General features: G+C 67.6%; 9 protein-coding genes. 4 read left to right on the forward strand and 5 right to left on the reverse strand.

Translation table 11 applies throughout. The features are described from left to right. Window positions 1–129: 129 nt before the first annotated feature. Window positions 130–1,920, reverse strand: coding sequence for a CapA family protein (locus NZU74_05975; GenBank protein MCS6880862.1), 1,791 nt, complete (start codon window positions 1,918–1,920; stop codon window positions 130–132). 106 nt (window positions 1,921–2,026) lie between these two features. Beyond that, complete coding sequence (locus NZU74_05980; GenBank protein MCS6880863.1) at window positions 2,027–4,684, reverse strand: DUF3160 domain-containing protein; 2,658 nt, start codon at window positions 4,682–4,684, stop codon at window positions 2,027–2,029. Window positions 4,685–5,364: 680 nt separating this feature from the next. On the opposite strand from NZU74_05980, the gene NZU74_05985 reads away from it, so the two are divergent. Beyond that, window positions 5,365–9,747 (forward strand): tetratricopeptide repeat protein, encoded by a 4,383-nt coding sequence (locus tag NZU74_05985; protein ID MCS6880864.1) that lies wholly within the window; start codon window positions 5,365–5,367, stop codon window positions 9,745–9,747. Window positions 9,748–9,749: 2 nt separating this feature from the next. Beyond that, window positions 9,750–9,968 (forward strand): Franean1_4349 family RiPP, encoded by a 219-nt coding sequence (locus tag NZU74_05990; protein MCS6880865.1) that lies wholly within the window; start codon window positions 9,750–9,752, stop codon window positions 9,966–9,968. 131 nt (window positions 9,969–10,099) lie between these two features. Here NZU74_05990 and leuB read toward each other — a convergent pair whose 3' ends face one another. Further along, the gene (leuB, locus tag NZU74_05995) at window positions 10,100–11,176 is read right to left on the reverse strand and encodes a 3-isopropylmalate dehydrogenase (protein ID MCS6880866.1); all 1,077 of its coding nucleotides are present in this window, start codon (window positions 11,174–11,176) and stop codon (window positions 10,100–10,102) included. Between the two features lie 405 nt (window positions 11,177–11,581). On the opposite strand from leuB, the gene NZU74_06000 reads away from it, so the two are divergent. After that, a complete protein-coding gene (locus NZU74_06000; protein MCS6880867.1) occupies window positions 11,582–11,824 on the forward strand; it encodes a hypothetical protein in 243 nt (80 codons plus the stop codon). Window positions 11,825–12,024: 200 nt separating this feature from the next. Here the strand turns inward: NZU74_06000 and NZU74_06005 are convergent, their stop codons facing one another. Both NZU74_06005 and NZU74_06010 read right to left on the reverse strand, forming a co-directional pair. Further along, entirely contained in the window at window positions 12,025–15,543 is a 3,519-nt protein-coding gene (locus NZU74_06005; GenBank protein MCS6880868.1) for a transcriptional regulator, read from the reverse strand. A gap of 174 nt (window positions 15,544–15,717) precedes the next feature. Further along, complete coding sequence (locus tag NZU74_06010) at window positions 15,718–17,661, reverse strand: protein kinase (GenBank protein MCS6880869.1); 1,944 nt, start codon at window positions 17,659–17,661, stop codon at window positions 15,718–15,720. 233 nt (window positions 17,662–17,894) lie between these two features. Between NZU74_06010 and NZU74_06015 the strand changes: the two genes are divergently transcribed. Then, window positions 17,895–18,818 (forward strand): hypothetical protein, encoded by a 924-nt coding sequence (locus NZU74_06015; GenBank protein MCS6880870.1) that lies wholly within the window; start codon window positions 17,895–17,897, stop codon window positions 18,816–18,818. Window positions 18,819–18,858 lie beyond the last annotated feature (40 nt).

The raw sequence follows: 18,858 nt of genomic DNA on the forward strand, positions 1-18,858 counted from the left end.
CAACCCCGGGGGGGGGGTTGTCCCCCACCCCCCCCCGGCCCCCCCCCCTCCCCCCCGCGGGGGGGGGGGGGGGGGGCGCCGAGCGTAGCGAGGCGGGGGAGGGTGAGGACCAGCCCCCCGATCTTCACCTCAGGGCGCCGCCAGGATCTCGAAGCGTCTGTCGCCGTCCAGGTCCTCCAGGCCAACCCGGCGCCACCGGCCGGCCGCCGAACGCCATTCAAGCTGAAAGCCCCAGCCGTGCCAGCGCCAGACCGAGACATGCTCCCCGGCGTCTCCCGGCGCCGCCCCGCCCTCCAGCGCCACCAGTTCGCCCCGCCCATCGCCGTCCAGGTCGGCCCAGGCCAGATCCTGCACGGGTGTCGCGGGCGCCGAGCCGCCCCAGATGATCCGGAAGCGCCCTCCGCGCCAGCCCAGCAGATAGGGCTGCGAACGTAGCCGTCCGGCTTCATCGGGCTGCCACAGAAGCAGCAAGAGTTCGGCGCGCCCGTCGTCGTTGGGGTCGCCGGCCAGCACGCGGGTAATCCGCCAGGCCGGGCGTTCGTTGCGCCAGACCACCGGCGCGTCGGCTCCGGGGCCGTCGCGTAGCGTTACCACCCCTGCCGCGTCCAGCTCGGCCCACAGCGGTTCTCCATCGCCCCGCAGATCGGCGGGGACCAGGACGGGGTGTGGGGCCAGGGCGGCTGCTATGGTTACGGGCTGGCCGCTGGCGCCGTCCCAGCGCCATACGCTCGTGGCGCCAGGTTGCGCTGGCGTCTGGACCGGTGCAGGCATCGCTGGCGTCTCAGCCGGGGAAGGCGCGGACCCGCCCAGGGCCTCCAGCGCCGCGCGCCAGGCCGCGCTCTCCGGCGCAAGAGGGTAGGGCCGCCCGCCCGCCGTGGCCACCGGCGCGACGGCGAGCAGGGCGACGCCCTTATCGTCGAGCAGCGCTCGCAGCACCGCTCCGCTGCTCAGGGCCGGATTGGCCGGCCCATCAAAGAGAAAATCGCCCAGAGAATAGGCAACGATCCCTGCGCGTTCGCCTCGGGCCAGAGTTTCAACCGGCTGAAGCACGTGGGAGTGAGCGCCCAGCACCAGATCGGCCCCCGCGGCAACCAGCCGCGCCGCCCAGGCCCGTTGCCGCACCCCCGGCTCGGCGGCGTATTCCATACCCCAGTGCACCAGCGCCACCACCGCGTCGGCATCGGCGCGCGCCGCTGCTACAGCCTTCAGCGCCCGCGCGCTGAGCCAGGCGCGCCCGTGGGGGCATGGTTCCGCGCCGGGCGCACAGCCCGCGAAGTCGGGGTTCGGCCAGGCGCGATCGTCGGCCGGGGCCAGCCCGCCGCGCTCATCGGCAGGGTCGCGCACGTCGTTGAAGGCCAGCACCGCCACACGCAACCCGCGCGCCTTCAGCATCACCGGCGCCAGCGCCGCCGCCTCGCTCTGACCGGCCCCGGCAGCGGCCATGCCTGCCTCGCGCAGCGTGGCAAGCGTCTCGGCCAGGCCCTCCGGGCCAGCGTCGAGGGCGTGGTTGTTCGCCAGACCCAGCAGGTCGAAACCGGCGGAGCGCAACGCCGCGACGTGCGCCGGCGCCGCCAGCAGACGATACGGCCCCGGTCGCGCGGGGGCGCTGGCCGTAGTGAGCGGGCTTTCCAGGTTGCCCAGGGTCAGATCCCCCGCTAGCAACGAGCGGCTATCCGCCAGCAGCGCCGCTGCGCCCTGGCGCTCGACAGTGCGGGCCACCCCGCGCGCCAGCATCACATCGCCGACGGCCCGCAGATCGAGCGTGGCGCCGCCGGTCCACCCTGGTCGGATGTAGAGCGTCTGCCAGCCGCGCAGGTCAGGCAGCGCCGCCGGGCGCGCCGCGCACGCGCCTGCCAGCGCCGCCAGAATACCGACCAGCAGCGGGAGGGCCACGATGTGGATATGCCGGCTTGCCATCATCTGGCGGTCCTCTTATATCATTTTAGATTGTGGATTTTGGATTGCCGTATACGTCGGCCTCAGTGAGATCTGGCGATGTCACGCATGCACACTATTCAACAGAGTATTACGGCGCCTGCCATGCCGGAGGCTCCGGCGGGTCCAGCACGATGCGCGTGATGCGCCACCCTTCCCCTTCGCGCCGCAGGGTGTAGGTCACGTCGAGGGTGTACGGGGCGCGCACGCCAATCCGCACTGGCTCTCCCTGCTGGAGCTGGTCCTCGAAGTAGGGACTGCCGCGGTACAGTTCATCGCTCCAGCTCTCGCGGGTGGTGACAATGGCGTTGTCAGCGTCCACGAAGTCGAAGGAACGGAACTGCAGCATCAGCAGTTTGGAACCGACGAACTGCCCGGCCCGCTCCAGACTGGCGATGTATGCCCGGGTATCGGCCAGTTCCTCGGGGCCGAGATACTCAGCCACCCGCTCGGCGTCGGTGTACCAGATGGCCTCCACCAGCCGCTCGTTGAAGCGGCGGATAGTCGTCGCCAGCGGTTCGGCCGCGTTCGCCGCAACCATAAAGCTCTCCGTCCAGGCCGCCAGGGGTGGCGCCTCGCCAGCGTCCAGCCGGGCGCGCCATGCCTCGTCGGTCAGACGGTCGCTCAGCGGCTGTACGAACTCGTAGTGCGAGAAGACCCCGCCTTTGGTCAGCACCAGGCGTCCTTCAATCGGGGCCACGACGAAGATCTCGAAGACGCGCCCCACGGCGTTTTCAAGGACGACTCCTTCGACACCGTTGGTGGCGATGTCGGCGACCACCGCCGCCTGGAGATCCTCGCCGCCCGCGGGGGTGCCGCCGCGCCCCTGGTAGAAGGCTTCGTCGTCGGCGGCGAAGGTCAGGGCCTCGATCTCGGCCCCGTAGAAGCGGATCAGTTCATACTCCTCGTCGCTCAGGGCCTCGCCGCGCAGTTGCTTTTCGGCCATGATCTTCAGGCGCGTCGCCAGGCTCTCCATCGCCTCAAGCAAGGCCCGGTCCTCCTCCGCCAGCAACCCCCGCGCCGCCAGGCCCTCGATGGTCATGCGCGACAGACCGGCCACCCGGGCGAAGAGTTCCGGCACCGGCTCGACATAACCTTTGGCACGCTCGGGTTCGGGCGGTTCCAGCGCGTCGTAGCCCCGCTCAACATACACCTGCTTGGCGTAGAGAATGGTGTCGCGCTTCAGTTCGGTCCACGAGCCGAGGGCCGTGGTCAGTTGCTTGTCCAGCCAGGCTTCCGAGCGCATAAACGCGGGGTAGCCCTCTCCTGCCGGCTCGAGCAGCGGGCGCAGGCTGTGGATCCAGCTCCAGTACAGGTTCTGCGTCCAGGTGGCTTCATCGTAACTGGCGAAGGCGGCCCGCAGGGCGTCCATATTGGCGCGATACTTCGGCAGCGCCGTGTCGCCCAGGTTCTCCAGATGGCGCAGAGCGCGATCAGAGCCGATGGCGGCGAAGAAATCGAGGGAGCGGGGCAGAGTGCGATCCGGAACGTTCGGAATGATGAGCTTCTGGAAGACGAAGGCATCGGGCACGAAGCGTTGCCCCATCAGACGCAGGCCCTTGACCAGTTCCTCCGTCGTGCCGGGGATAACGACCATTCCCATAATCTGCGGTGGGCGCAGTTCCTTGACCGCTGCCTGGAAGGCGGCGAACTTCGCCGGGTCGAGCAGGTCGCGCGGGTCGCTCACCGGGCCATAGGCCGCGGCCAGGGCCTCGCCGTACTCGCGAGGCGTCAGGTCGTCGCTGCGGCCCACGAAGAAAACCGTCGGTTCGTAGATCCCGGCCCAGACCTGGTTGGCCGGCAGGCCGTCCACGCTGGTCTGCTGGTATGCGAGCGTGAGCAGCGCGGCCTGCTGCGTCTCCAGCGTGTCATTGGCGCGGAAGGTCATCCGCCCGTGCCACATCATGGCCCGGAAGTAACGCTTCAGGTCCTCGTTCTTAGTGTAGTGACCGCGCGGCACATACTGGCTCCAGTCTTCGCCCCGGGGGTAGCCGGGGAAAATCGCCGAGGGGCCGATGCGATTGTGAGCGGCGATGGCGGCCAGATCCGGCTCGGCCAGGTCGCGCAGTCCGGCGGGGATCTCCCAGTCGGGGTCGAGCAGTTTGAGCGCCACGGCGAAGTAGGCCGCGTTCCGGCGCGCGGCGTCGGCCCAGGGCGTGCCGGCCAGGGCTTCGTACTGGGCCACCGAGGTGCGCAGCAACTCGGCGTTGAGGCGCTTGAGCATCGGAATGAAGGCCGTCATCTCGGCGCGGCGCAGGGTCCTGTCGAAGAGCAGATGGTAGACGTGCAGCAGCGAGTCGGAGGTGACAAACACGGGGATGTTGTCGTAGCGCGCCCGTTCGTACAACTCGTAGAACTCCTTCGTCTCGCCAGGGCTGACGACGAAGCCGTTGGCCGCCACGCGGGCGCGCTGTTCAGGCGAGAGAGGCACGCTCAGGATGACGTTGCTCAGGTCCGCGGCCACCGGTTCGGCCCTGACGCGGGCCTCGACCCGCACCGGCGGCGGCTGGAAGGGCGCGAAGCCCGACCCTTCGGCGGGGCGGAAACCGGCGGGAAGGGCGACGGCGGGCAACTGCAACGCGCTGACGGATAATCCAGCAATTGGGGTCGGGACGATTACCATCGTAGGGGCCACGACAGCGGTTGGCTCGCCCGCTGCCGGCGTCGGGGCGGCCTGCCTGGGAACGCAGGCCGGCAGGAGCATCAGCAGTACCAGGGAGGCCAGGGCGAGAGCGCGTGAGGGCTTCATAGAACACCTCCTGATAAAACCCAGGAGCGCGCCGAAGACGCTTATCCTGAGATAAGACGTTGCACTGCCCTGCCGAGTTCCAGTATACCGCGAAGTAAGGCCAGAGCGGCGGCTCAGCCGCTGCCCTGGCCTTACGGCTGCTCCCGGCGTTCCGTCCCGACCTTATCTGTCGGTCCGGGCCGGTAGCCGGTAGAGTAGAGGCAGGCGTCCGGTCGCTTCGACGGCGCCGTTGCCGGCGTAGGGAGGCAGGTCGCACCCGCGCCAATACTTGTGGGTAATGCAAAAGCCTCCCCCTGGGCGAAGGCGCCCAATTCCCTCTCAGCGAGGGAGGATTAGCGAGAGGACAGGTTTAGGGGTGGGCAAAGCGGATCTCGCGGGCCTTTGTGACAGTTCCTTCATCTAAATGTCATCCCATGTATCGTTCGATCAGATGTGGCGATGACAGGCTCGTGGTTGTTTGAGCAATGTGCGCCTTCCACTGCATGTACAAAGCAAAGCTCTCCCAGACCCGCGGGAGCATCGGGGAGCCTGGTTCGTTCACCCCGTATGCAACCCGCAGGGTTGCTGCCGTCTCCAATCGGGCAGCGTAGCTTGCAAGCATGTAGCTCTAAGCAATCTCATTGTCATGTGAAGGGTCTATAATAACAGCACTAGCGAACCTCGACACACCGTGGAACCTGATGTGCCAGTCGACTGACCATTCTCTGCCGGTGCCGGAATCGGACGCTCTGGCTGCACTGTTGGCGCGCCACCTGGGGCCTGGCCCCGCCGCAGTGATGCTCGGCGCGACCCCGCGCCGGCGTCACTGGCAGGCTATATGCACGCATCTGCTGGCGGCGCGCGATACCATTGCCACCTACCTCCCCCGGCGCCTGCTGGCCCGCGAACTCGCCACCGACAGCGCCCCGCCCTGGATCGAGTGGGTCGAAGGCGCGTTGCTCTTTGCCGATGTGAGCGGTTCCACCGCCCTGGCCGAGCGCCTGGGCGCCCTGGGGCACGAGGGCGCCGAGATCGTCACCGAGACCCTCAACGCCTATTTCGCCACCATGATCCGCATCATTGCCGGAGCAGGGGGGGACGTGCTCGGCTTTGGCGGTGACGCGCTGCTGGCGCTCTTTGAAGGTCCGCAGGCTACTGCCGTTGCCGCCTCCGCTGCGCTGGACCTGTTGCGGGAGCTGGCGGGCTTCGAGCGCGAGGTGCCTGGAGTGGGCCGGTTTCCGCTCACGATGCATATCGGAGTCGAATCCGGAGCGATCGCCCTGGTGGGCGCCGGGCAGGCCCATTCGCGTCGCTACAGCGCGATGGGAGCGACGGTAAGCACTGTGGCTCGCGCCGAAGCCTGCGCCGGGCCGGGCGAGGTGGTGCTCGGTCCGCGGGCCTGGGCGGCGCTGGCCACCGTGGCCGAGGGCGAGTTGCTTGAGGGCGGCTTCGCGCGCGTCCGGGCGCTGCGGGTCGCGCCGCCGCTGGTTGCATTGCCTGCCCTGCCGCACGTGGACGAAACCGCCTCACCTTCATCCGAGATGATCGCCCATCTTGCAGCGCAGGTCGAGCGTTGCGGCGCCTATTTGCCTATCGAGCTGGTGACCCGGATCATTGCCGACCCCCGGCGCCCCCGCGTTGAAGCTGATCTGCGCCCGGTCACGGTGCTCTTTGCTCAGTTGGCGGGGTTGGAGGGGCTGATTGAGGGCCGGCCCGCCGAGGAGTCGGCCGCAGCGGTCAATGCCATCGTCAACCCGCTGCAGGTGGCGGTCGAGCGCTTTGGCGGCTTCGTCAACAAGCTCGATCTGGCTGAGGAGGGCATCCGGCTGATGGCCGTGTTTGGCGCGCCGCTGGCGCTGGAGGATCATGCCGAGCGGGCCGCGCGCGCCGCGCTGCTGATGCAGGCGGCCGTCCAGGCGGCCGAACAGCCGCTGCGCTTCCGCGCCGGGTTGAACACCGGCAATGTCTTCGCCGGCAACGTTGGCAGCGCTGAACGCAAAGAGTATACGGTGATGGGCGACGCGGTGAATGTGGCCGCCCGCGTTATGGCCGGCGCCGAGTGGGGGGAGGTGCGTTGCGCGAGCGCGACGGCGGCGCGGATCACCCATGCGCTGGTCTGCGCTGATCGGCGGAAAATCGCCGCCAAGGGCAAGCGTGAGCCGTTGGAAGTGCTTCGCGTGCTTGGCGAGCGCGAGCATCCCCTGGAGCCGGTGTACGCGGATGCGCCGCTGATTGGCCGCGACCGCGAGCTTGCCTGGCTGCGCGAACTCTGGGTTGCCGCCGCCGGCAGCGGCCGGGTGGCGCGGGTAAGCGGCGAGGCCGGGATCGGCAAGTCACGCCTGGTCGCCGCCCTTGCTGCCGAGGTCCGCGCCGCTGGCGCGCGCGTCTTCACTGTCCGCTGCCTGGCCTACAACAGCGCCACGCCCTACGCTCCCTGGAGCGAACTGCTGCGGTCCATGTGCGCCATCGCCGCCAGTGACGACCCATCTACGCGCATCCGGAAGCTAGCCGCTGCCCTGGAAGCTGCCGGCTTCGCCTCGACTGACTGGCTATCGCTGGTGGCTGATCTGGCCCGCGTCCAGGTTGAAGAAAGTTCCGTCGTGCGCGGTCTCGACCCCCAGCAGCGACGGACGCGGCGCTTCACGATCATGCTGGCGTTGCTGCGCGCGGCGGCCCGCCAGTCCCGCCCGGAAGCGCTGCCGGGGGCGCCAGTGGTGGTCATTTTCGACAATCTGCACTGGGCCGACCAGGTCTCGCTTGAACTCTGGCGGCATATCGCTACCCATCTGAGCGATGCGCCGATCCTGCTGCTGGGCCTTCACCGCGGCCCGCTGGCTTGGGAGGGCGACCCGGCCGCCGATGGCGCTGCGATGCTTGAACTGCGTCCGTTGACCGCCCGAGCGAGCGCGGCCCTGCTCGATGCCCTGGCCCCCTCGCGTCCTATTGCGCCCCATCTGCGTGACCGCCTCGTGGATCGCGCCGCTGGCAATCCGCTCTTTCTGGAAGAGTTGCTGCGGGCGGTCAGCGAACGGCCCGACGCCGCCGATGCTCTCCCCGACAGCTTGAGCGGCCTGCTGCTCTCACGCATTGACAGGCTCGATGAGACCTCGCGGGCCATTCTGCGCGTGGCCGCCGTGGTGGGCCAGCGCTTCCCGGCCAGCGTCGTCGAGTCGGTCCATCCTCTGGAGCACGAGGTGCTGATTCGCCAGTTGCTGCTGCTCGACCACGCCGAGATCACCACAACCGAGCGCGAGCATCCTGAGCGCATCCATCTCTTCCGCCACGCTCTGCTGCACGAAGTGGCCTACCAGAGCCTGCTCTACGCCCGGCGGCGCGAGTTGCATCGCCGGATTGGCGAGCACCTGGAGACACGCTACGCTGCCGAGTTGGCGCGGGTGCGCGCCTATTACCGCGACGACCGGAGCGCCTATCTGGTGCCGATCGGCCGCAACGGCTCGCTCCTGAACCGGAACGTCCAGGCCAGCGGCGCGCCGATCTTCCTGCTGGCCCATCACTTCCGGCTCAGCGACGCCGCCGAACGCGCCGTGCCCTACCTGTTGCTGGCCGGGCACATCGCCCGCGACAACTATGCCAACGACCAGGCGGTGCAACACTACCGCTGGGCGCTCGACATCCTCGCTGGCGCCTCAGGCGACCCGCAGGTCTGGGAGGCCCGCGAGGCCCTCGGCGACGTGCTCTGCACCCTCGGGCGCTACGATGAGGCCCAGCGCGAGTATGCCCTGCTGCTGGGCCGTGCGGGGTCGGATCCGGCGCCCGCGGTTGATCTGCCCCCGGCCGTGGCCGGCGAGGTGCTGCGCTCCTGGGGCGAGGCGCTAGAGAAGCAGGGGCGTTACGCCGAGGCCCTCGACCGCCTGCGCGAGGCCGAGGCGATCTGCCGGGCGCACATGGATGCCGTGCCGCCGCTGCTGCTGGCCGCCATTTACGTCGATATGGGCCAGGTGCTGCGCCGCCTCGGCGACTTCGACGCCGCCCTCGACATCTGCCGCACCGGGCTGAGCCTCATCCGCACTGACCGCCACAGTGTCGAAGATGAACGCATTGAAGCCGATCTGCAAACCCTGATGGGGTCGCTGTTTGCTATGCGCGGCGACTACGAGCAGGCTCGTTACCACTTTACCAGCGCCCTGGCGGCCCACGAGGCCATTGACGACCTCTACGGCTGCGCCCGCACGCATAACAACCTGGGGTACCTCGCGCAGTTGCAGAGCGATTATGGCCGCGCGGTGCGCCATTATAGCGAGGCCGAGAGTCTGGCCAGCAAGGTGCAGTCGAAGTACACCCTCAGCAGCGTGCTGCTTAACGCCGCCTACGCCTACTTTTGCCTCAGCCGCTATGAAGAGGCGCTGGGCGCCTGCCGCGACGCGCTGGCGTTGTGCCAGGAGATGGGCGATCAGCTCGGCGTGGCCCAGGCCGCCGACACGCTGGGAATGACCGTGTACCAGCAGGGCGACTACGCCGCCGCTGCCGCCAGTTACCGGAAGGCCCTGGCGATCTACCGTGAGCAGGCCAATCTCTTTCAGGAGGGGAACACCCTGGCGCTGCTCGCCCGCGTCACCCTGGCCCAGGGCGAGCCTGCCGCCGCGCGCGCGCTGGCCGAAGAGGCCCTGACCATCGCCCGCCGCGTGCACGCCCCGCAGCACGAAGCGGAGGCGCTGACCGTGCTGGCGGAGATCGCCCTCAGCGTCGGCGCCGAGGTGGTGATTGGCACCAGCCGCGCTGCGTTGCTCGATGAGGCGCAACGCTGTGCCACTGCAGCGGCGGAGCTGGCCGCGCGGCTCGGCAGCCAGCTCGACTATGGCGTCGCCCGGCGCCTGCAGGGCGAGATCGCCGCCGCCCGGCGCGAACCCTTTGCCGGGCATTTTCTGGCCGCCCTGGAGACCTTGCAGGCTATTGACAGCGCCTTCGAACGGGCCTGTGTCGAGGCGCGCTACAGCGAAGCCCTGGCCGCCCTGGGCGATCCTGCCGCTGCCGAGTATCGAAAACGCGCCGCAGAGACGTTTAGAAAGATCGGGGCCGTCGGCGAGTTACGCCGTCTTGGGCTCAGTGATGAAAGGAGTTGCTAGGGATGTCGCTCGAAGCCGTTCAGCAGGTTATTGGCCGCGCTGTGACCGATGCCGAGTTCCGCCAACAACTGATTGATAATGCCCGGGCCGCCTGTGCGGGCTACGATCTCACTGAAGAAGAACTCGACGCCCTCGAAGCCCTCGACCAGACCAGCCTGCAAGCCTTCGCCGGCACGCTTGATCCGCGCCTCTCCAAGACTGGCGGACGCGGATTTATTTGATAGTTACAACCTGGTGGAGCTTCACCTCCCCACCTCCACACCTCCACACCTCTACACCTCCACACCTCTACACTGGTTATGTGGAGGTGTGGAGCTGTGTAGCGTTGGGATGGCTGACCCCAAACCATGCCTTACGCGGCAATCCGCTCGGCGACGGCGTCGCCGACCGCCGCGGTGCTCGCCGGGGCCTGGCCCGGGCGAGCGATGTCACTGGTAAGAATCCCCGCTTCGATCACCGCGCTGACCGCCGCCTCGACGGCCCTGGCCTCCGCCTCAAGGCCCAGGGAATGGCGGAGCAACAGGGCTACGCTGAGGATTGTCGCCAGCGGATTGGCCCTGCCCTGGCCGGCAATGTCGGGGGCCGAACCGTGGATCGGCTCGTACAGGCCGATCGCTCCCGCGCCGAGGGAGGCGGAGGGCAGCATGCCCATGGAGCCGGCCAGCATTGAGGCCTCGTCGGTAAGAATGTCGCCGAACATGTTTTCGGTGACGATGACATCAAAGTCAGCCGGCCGGCGCAGGAGGTGCATGGCGCAGGCATCCACCAGCATCCAGTCATAGCTCAGATCCGGGTACTCAGCCTGAACAATCGCGCTGGTCACGCTGCGCCAGAGCCGGCTTGTCTCCAGCACATTGGCCTTGTCCACCAGCGTAAGCCTGCCGTTCCGGCTGCGGGCCAGGTTGGCGGCGACACGCACCACGCGGGCGATCTCGGTCTCGTGGTAGATGCACAGGTCGCTGGCCCATTCGCCCTCGGCGTCGCGGCCGCGGCGCTTCTCTCCGAAGTAGATCCCTCCGGTCAATTCGCGCACCACCAGCAGATCCACGCCCTCCAGACGCTCCCGGCGCAACGGCGAGGCGTCAATGAGGAGCGGATGCACCGTAACCGGGCGCAGGTTGGCGTACAGCCCCAGTTCTTTCCGCAGGCCCAGCAGCCCCTGCTCAGGACGCACACTGGCGCGCGGATCGTCCCATTTCGGGCCGCCAACCGCGCCGAGGAGCACGGCGTTGGCGGCCCGGCACGCAGCCACCGTTTCAGGCGGTAGCGCAACGCCGGTGGCGTCAATCGCCGCGCCGCCGATCAGCGCCTCCTGGAAGGTGAAACTGTGCCCGAAGCGCGCGCCAACAGCCTGGAGCGCCTTGACCCCCTCTGCGGTTACCTCTGGTCCGATCCCATCGCCTGGGAGTACCGTAATTGTGTAGTTCACGTGTCCCTACCTCGGACGTTTATGCGCTGTGTACACACTCAGGTTGGTACGGGTTCACACTGCTCCTGGGAGCGAGGGCATCTTGCCCTCGAATCCTGATGAGGGCGGGACGCCCTCGCTCCCAGGTCTGCGGGCTTGCCCCAACTCTGAACACGTACTCAGGTTTCGCTGCGCGGCCTGTTACGTACCTGTTCGGACAGGTGCGGAGGGCTGATGTTAAAATAACCGATAACCAATAGACGATAGTATGTCGCTGGTGTTTTTATCGTGGCAGTATGCGCCCCGCGAACGGCGCTTCGCCAGTGGTAACGAACCCGTTATGTGCCCAACGTATGCTTCACGCGTAAGGCGATGCCTGTCTGCAAGATGAGCGCGCCGCATAGAGCGGCGAGAGAGGAAAAGCGCATGGCTACGCGCAGGGTCGAGTCCTTCCTGCTCCGGATCGTTGTCTCGGAGGATCGCGCGGCGACTCCGCAGCGCTGGCGGGGCAGGATCCAGCATATTGCCACTGGCGCCGAGCAGCAGATCGGCGAATTGTCCCAGGTAGTGGATTTCATCAATGCTCACCTCTACGCCATAGCTGAGCCGGAGGCCTCGAATACCGGTGCGGAGACGCCGGATTTACCCGCCTTCCCCAATCCATCGTAGCATGCTGCCGAGAGCGCCTCTCGGCGGGGGTGGTGCAGTCAGCGGGCCCCCGCACGTTTCCTCATACCGACGCGGCATCGCTACTCCGTGCCGCTCAGAGGACCTTTGCCCCTTCGAGCTGCCCGATGATCGCAACCAGAGCGCATCGCAGGAGGGCCTTGCGCTGCCAGCGTCACGCCCCGGCGGACGGGAGGCGGCGCTTACGGCGTCAGAGGATGGTTCCCGCGGATTTTCTGATAGATCGCCACCGTTTCGGGGAGCGGCTCAACGCCTAGCTCCTGGTGCAGCGCGGCCACGCAGCGGTTATAGAGTCGCAGCGCCGTGCTACGTTCACCCAGAATGCCGTAGGCGCGCATGAGCAGTTGGTAGGCTTCTTCCTGGGCCTGGTCATACTCCAGCACGCGCCAGGCCAGACCGATAGCCTCGTGGGGATTGCCATCTTCGAGCAGCAGGGCGCCGAGGCGCAGCGACGCCTCGGTGAAGAGCAGCTCCAGACGTTCCCGTTCGACGACGGACCAGTCCTCGTAGAGGCAGTCGGGCAAGAACGGGCCGCCATAGAGGCTGATGGCGTGGCGGAAGCGCGCGATCGCCTCGGCGCGTTGCCCGCGCTGCAACGCGGCGCGTCCCTGTTCTACCGCCTCCGAGAACTCCGCGGCGTCATAGCCGTGGTCGCTTTCGATATTAAAGCCATACGTATCGCCCTGTTGCAGGATATAGTACATTGGCGCGCCCTCGGGCCGGTTGGGTTCGATCGCCTTGGTCAAACGGCTGAGGGTGACGCGGAGGTTGTTGGCCGCAGCTTCGGTCTCAAGGCCGGGCCAGAGCATATCCATGATCCGGTCGCGGGGCAACATGCGCCCGCGTTCGACCAGCAGCAGTTGCAACAACTGACGCGCCTTGATGCTGCGCCAGTCGCGATCGCGGATCTCGACATCGCCGCGCCAGACGCCGAAGGCCCCCAGGGTGCGCACGTTAAGGCGATACGCCGGGCGATACACCAGGCGTTCCAGGGAACTCTCGGCGGCGCTCCGCACATCGGGATGGCGCTCCTTGAGCATCGTACGCAGGGTGGCGTAGGCCTGGGCCGATCCCAGGTCGCCCAGGAGGGTGGCGATGCGCGCGCGGATTGCCGGAGTAGTATGCCTGGAAAGCATCTGCATAAGTAACGCCGGAGCGGTCCTGGGGATCTGGCGGCGCAGCACCTGGCCGACCGCCTCGGGCGCAAGGCCCTGTTCGATGGCGCTGGCGACGGCCTGTTCAACTACGGTCTGCGGCAAGCCGGGCAAAAAACCGAAGCGGTGGCGCTCACACAGGTTCCAGCCGGCCCGCAGCGCCTCCAGAGCGGCCTCGGAGTGGCCGAGGCGTTGTTCAAGGGCTGCCCGGTAGATCTGTACCGAGGCCAGAAACAGGCCGTCGCCCCGGGCCAGCATCTCTGCGGCAAGCTCGGCGGCCAGGTTGGCGGCCCGCTCAGTTTCACCGCCTTCGCCAAGCACCACCAGCAGGTAGAGTTGGAGCCACAGATCGTGCGTGCTCTGGGCGGGAGGCGCCAGGTCGCCTGGCGCCTGGTTCCGGCGTGTCGCCGCGGCCGTCGCGAGATCGGCGCCTACGGCGCGAGCGTGTCGCATCAGGTCGAGAGCCGCGGCGGTGGCGGCGGCCTCTTGTCCGCTGCGGCGGGCCAGATAGGCCTCAATCACCCGGGCGCGGGTAAGCAGTGCAGCCAGGCCATTGGCATTCGCGATGCTCCGGGCGCGTGAAAGGTACGTCGTTGCTTCTTCTATTTCGCCCTGCTCGGCCAGCAAAAGGGCCAGGAAAGCGGCGCTCACACCGATGACGCTCTGTTGTTCGTAGACGCTCAGACGGCGATAGGCGTCGAGGGCCACGAACACCGCTTCGCTGATCTGACCCTGCTGGTAGAGCGCCAGGGCCTTGAGCAACAGCAGATTCTGGTGCAAACGGTCGTCCCGTTCCACCTGAGGCATCTCCAGGGCCTGGCCGATGGCGGTGAGCGCGGCTTCAGGGTAGCCCTGTTGCGTATGGATAGAACTGACAATCATAGCCAGCAGCCACTGCCAGAAGACGCTGCGCGGATGGCGCGTGGCATGCGCGGCGACGCGCAGGGCGGCGGCGTAGCGCCCCCGGCTGTAGAGCAGGGCGGCGGTCGAGGCCAGGGCGGCGCCCCTGGCCCAGGTGTCGCGCACGCGATTGGCGGCGCGCACGGCGCGCACGCAGACATCGGCGAAATCCGCGGGGCGCCCTTCCCAGAAGATCAGCGCGGCCACGTCGCTCAGGGCGCGCAACTCGCGCTGGTAATTCCCTTCGCGGCTGTACAACTCCGCGGCGCGGCTGATCGCCTGGAGGGCCTGGTCGGGATGCGAGGCGGCCATGCTCCAGCCCCACATATGCAACAACTCCGCGTCGCGCTCGCGTCGTTCAACGGGCAGGCTCTCCAGCCAGGCGCGAATGCTGTCGCGCTGCGGGCTTTCAATCAACGGCCAGGCCCGGCGGCGCAGGGCGCCGGCCATGGCCTCATCATCGCCAGCGGCGCTGTAGTGGGCCATGGCCACTTCGAGGCGGGACCGGCGCTCGAACGCCGCGCCGTAACGGGTGTGCAGTTCCACCAGCGCTTGCGGGCCCAGGGTTTGTTGCGCGCGTTCGCGCAACAGTCGGCTCCACAGCGGATGAAACCGGTATGTTGGCGCGCCGCTTTCTCCCGTATCAACCGGCGAGATCGGCAGACCCAGTTGCACACAGCGATTGATAAGCGCCTCGGCATCGGGGCGTCCTAGCACCTCGGCAATCAGCGGCGCGTCGAACTGATCGGTCAGCGCGGCCTGGGCAAGAAATTCCAGCAGATCCGGTGGCAGATTCGCCAGCACCTCTGAGGCCAGGTAGTCGAACAGACTGCGCTCACTGCTATCGAGGGTCTCCAGGTAGGTGCGGCGCTGCTCGGGCGCGAGGCGCGCCAGCGCTCGGGCGGCCAGTTGCACGCTCAACACCCAGCCCTCAGTGCGCTGGAGCAGCAGATCCAGTTCCCCGGCAGGGAGGTGCACCCCCGCGCGCGCAAGCAGTTCCGCCGCCTCCTCGCGGTTCAGCGACAGATCACCCTGCTCAACCTCTACCAGGGCGCCCTCGGCGCGCATGCGCGGAAGAGGGGAGATGTCAATCATGCGCCGCGAGGCCAGAATGACGTGCAAGGCGGGTGGCGCGGCTCGCAGCAGGTAGCCGATGAGCGCCGTCGTAATCGGCCCGTCGCTGATCAGGTGGAGGTCGTCAATGATTAAGAACGTCGGCGTGGTCAGCGCCGTCTGGAGTTCGCTCAGCAGCGCGCCGGCGACCACTGGCCAGTCGCGCTCCAGATCGGCAGCCGAGTGGATCACGCGCCACGACTCCTCGCCCACCTCGGGCAGATGGCGCTGGAAGGCGCGCACCAGGTAGGCCAGCAAAAGCGACGGGGCCTGGTCCTCGGCATCGAGGCCGAGCCAGAGCACGTGTGCGCCGGTGCGTTGCAACTCGTCGGCCCACTGGGCCAGCAGCGTGGTTTTGCCATACCCTGCCGGGGCGACTACCAGGGTCACGGGTCGCAGACGCACTTCAGCCAGCAGCGCCTGCAGATCGGGCCGTAGCAGGGTTTCGCTGCGCGGCACTGGCGGCGACAGTTTTAGCGGGAGCAGTGCCGGCCCCGGCTGCGATGCGGATCGAATGGCGGCTACCTGGGTCATATGTCTCGCTCCACGGATTAGCCACTGAGAGCCTATCCGGATACTATGTGTTGCAATTATAGCTCAGAGGTTGTGGGCGTCATCTGAGTTGCAAGACCATCTTTTTTCGGACAGGAAGAGATATGCGGCAATCAGGCCCCCCAACCCTTTGGCAGAAATTATTTAGACAGGTTCTTAATTGTCATTGTAGCGCTCGAATCTGCCGGTATTGTAAAGCACAAATATACTTGCGCGTTCAGCGGATCGATAGATCGGCGTGTAAATCATCGCGCCTTGCTCGTAGAATTGAATGACGCCGGGCGTGGCGTCGTCCAACACGATCTCCGGACTCAGCCAGGCGCCCAGGGTTTCGCGCACTCCGGGCTGGTAAAAATACACCCGTCCGAAACCGCGCACAGGCTGGTTGGGATCAGGCCCGGGAGTCGGCGCAGGCCCGAGGTCAGCCACGGCCGCGGGTGAGAGGGCCTGGTACGCGCCCTGATCCAGCCCTTCAAACACGAAGATATAGTCGCGCCACCGGGTGCGATTGGCCAGATCCCAGTACAGCATCGTCCCCCCTTCAAAAAACTGCACCGATCCCTTGCCGGCGCTTTCCGCGACCAGAGGGCAGCCCAGGCCCACGCGGACATTGACGTTTTCCCTGAACAGTCGCCCGAAACCGCCGGCCAGCAACTCATCCCGGCAGGCGGCCACTTCCGTGGCCGTGGGGGTCTCGGTGGGCCTGGGGGTGGCCGTTGGCGCTTCGGTAGGGATGGGCGTGGCCGAGGGAAGAGGCAGAGCTGTGGGGGCCTCGGTGGGCCTGGGGGTCGCCGTAGGATCGGGAGGCGCCGTGGAGGCCGCGGTCGGGGTGATGCCCGGCGTTGCCGTTGGCGCCGGGCTGGCTGTCGCCGTCGAGGTTGCGCTGGTGGTTGCCGTAGGCGCCGCGATCCCCGGCACGGTTGCCGTGGGTGGCTCAGTGCTGGGACTGGTCGCCGCAGTCGTGGTTTCGCCGAGAACCAGAGGCAGACTGGCGGAAGGCAGGGGCGGAGGTGGCGTACCGCCTGCGGAGCCGCCTCCGTTCGTAATCCAGACCAGGGTCAGCGCCAGCCCGCCCAGCGCCAGCACCGCTGCCAGAACCGTTAGCCACGGGCCAGACTGTATGCTTTGCGTCGCGGGACTCCCGGCTCCGGCCGTTGCCACGGTTGCGGCGCCCGGCGCCGGAGCGGTCGGCAAAGGGGCCGGGCGGGCGAGAGTGGCTCCGGCCAGCGCCAGGGCGGGCGTAGGGCCGGGCATAGTCGCCTCGCCGGCGCCCCGGGCCACGAGCCGCAGATCGCGCACAAAGGCCCCGGCGCTCTGGTAGCGATCAGCGGGGTTGCGCGCTGTTGCTCGGGCAAGCACCGCGTCAAGCGCGGGAGGCAGGGCTGGATTCACCTGTGACGGCGGGGCGGGTTGGCCGTACAGATGACCGAGGAGCACATCCTGGACGCTGCCATCGAATGCCCGGCGACCGGTCAGGGCGCGGTAGGTCAGCATGCCCAGAGCGTACACGTCGCCTGGCGGGCCGACCTGGCCTCCGGCGATCTGTTCGGGGGCCATGTAATCCGGTGTGCCGATCAGCGCCCCCGTTGTCGTCAATCCCGGCATATCGAGTTGCTTGGCGATCCCGAAATCGGCCAACACCACGCCGGGACCCTCGGCGGCATCGCTGAGAAAGATATTGCCCGGCTTCACATCCCGGTGGATCACGCCCCGCGCATGGGCGTAGTCGAGCGCCTCCGCCACCGGCGCCAGCACCTCGAGCAACGCCTCCAGGTTCAAAGTGCCGGTTTCCTGGAGCCGATCTTGCAGGGTTCGCCCGGTTAGCAACTGCATGGCGATAAAGACCAGGCCATCCTGTTCGCCCACGTCGTAGACAGCCACGATATGCGGATGGGCCAGCGAGGCCGCTGTAACAGCCTCGCGTTTGAAACGCTCCACCACTGCAGGGTCATCGCTGAAGTGGGGATAGAGGACCTTCAGGGCCACATCACGTTGCAGCACGGTATCGGCAGCCCGGTAGACTGCGGCCATTCCGCCACGGCCAAGCAACTCCTTGATATAATAGCGGCCAATATGTTGATGGATGAGGGAGCGTACCATAATAGCGGTGTGCGACCTGCCGATCCGGGCGCATTAGAGCTATTGTAACATACGCTTTGCCTTCGGCAAGTTATGTCATGCATCTATGCAGGCAATCCTCCGGGTGACGCTGCCCGCAATTCGGAGGGTTGCAACATAGGGATGAGAAAAGTTTTCTGAGAGGGCCTGGCTCTCCCAGACCCTTGCCTCGGGCATGGAGAATACCGCCTTCCCTCGTGCACCGAAGTGTTGTCATGAATGAAACGTTGCGCACCCGGCTTTTGGCGGCGGGGCGGCCATTGCGCGACCTGGCCCCGGCACGCATCGGCCCGGCGCTGCCGGCGGCACTGACCGCCGCCCTGCGCCTCACCCGGGCCGAGCGTGATCGGCTGGTAATCTTCGATCCGGCGGTCGCGCCGCTCATCCGTCCATTGAGCGACGCGGAGGATCTGGCCCCCTGGCACGTTGGCGCCACGGGGCGCTGGCTGATTGCCGTGCCCGCCTCTCGCGCCGCCGACCTTCCCGCGCGGCACCCGCAGCTCGCCCGGCATCTGGCAGACTTGCCCGTGCCGCCTGACGCCGCGCTAACTCGTCCCTGGTGGGTTCTCCCGCCAGACCAGGAGCGCCCGCCCGAAGCGCCGCGGATCATCGTCAGCGGTTCGCTGGTGGCCTGGGACGAAGCGACCGGTCCGGTTGGCGGCCGGGCGACGGTGATTGCCGCCGCCGAACCCTACTGGCTGGCGGTGCTGGCCTCTGCCGTCGGGCGCGCGCTGCTGGCCGCGGGCGTCGCCGTGGAAGATATGCCCATCCCCGAAGCTCCGGGTCCGGCGCGGGCAAACCTGGCGGGGCTGGCGCTGAGCGCGGCTACGCTGGCGGCCCGGCGCGATGAACTGGAGCGCTCTGTCACGCGCCGACTGATTGCCGACTTCGGGCCGCCCGGCGTTCAGCCGGGGCCGCGGCTGCGCCGCTGGTGGGAGCTGAGCTTCGCCGAGTTGCGCGCCGCGGTGAAGGAAGAGTTGCGTAACGATATTCCTGAGCGCTACCATCCCACCTGGACCGAGATCCACGCCGATGAGCGGGCCGCCCACGCCGACGCCTCGGCCCGCCTGGCCGACCTGGAGCGGGCCATTGATGCGCAGGTGGCGGCGCTCTTCGGGGTGGAAGTGGGCGATCGGTGAAGCCGAGGTTGTGGCGCTCACCCACCCCCCCGGCACGCTC

Source organism: Chloroflexaceae bacterium (assembly GCA_025057155.1).
Taxonomy (GTDB): Bacteria; Chloroflexota; Chloroflexia; order Chloroflexales; family Chloroflexaceae; genus JACAEO01.

What these genes read in the sequence shown, in the direction of transcription:
- NZU74_06010 (MCS6880869.1), bottom strand. Translation starts at nt 17,661, where the DNA reads ATGGTACGCTCCCTCATCCATCAACATATTGGCCGCTATTATATCAAG.
- NZU74_05985 (MCS6880864.1), top strand. Translation starts at nt 5,365, where the DNA reads ATGTGCCAGTCGACTGACCATTCTCTGCCGGTGCCGGAATCGGACGCT.
- NZU74_06000 (MCS6880867.1), top strand. Translation starts at nt 11,582, where the DNA reads ATGGCTACGCGCAGGGTCGAGTCCTTCCTGCTCCGGATCGTTGTCTCG.
- NZU74_05980 (MCS6880863.1), bottom strand. Translation starts at nt 4,684, where the DNA reads ATGAAGCCCTCACGCGCTCTCGCCCTGGCCTCCCTGGTACTGCTGATG.
- NZU74_06015 (MCS6880870.1), top strand. Translation starts at nt 17,895, where the DNA reads ATGAATGAAACGTTGCGCACCCGGCTTTTGGCGGCGGGGCGGCCATTG.
- NZU74_05990 (MCS6880865.1), top strand. Translation starts at nt 9,750, where the DNA reads ATGTCGCTCGAAGCCGTTCAGCAGGTTATTGGCCGCGCTGTGACCGAT.
- NZU74_05975 (MCS6880862.1), bottom strand. Translation starts at nt 1,920, where the DNA reads ATGATGGCAAGCCGGCATATCCACATCGTGGCCCTCCCGCTGCTGGTC.
- NZU74_06005 (MCS6880868.1), bottom strand. Translation starts at nt 15,543, where the DNA reads ATGACCCAGGTAGCCGCCATTCGATCCGCATCGCAGCCGGGGCCGGCA.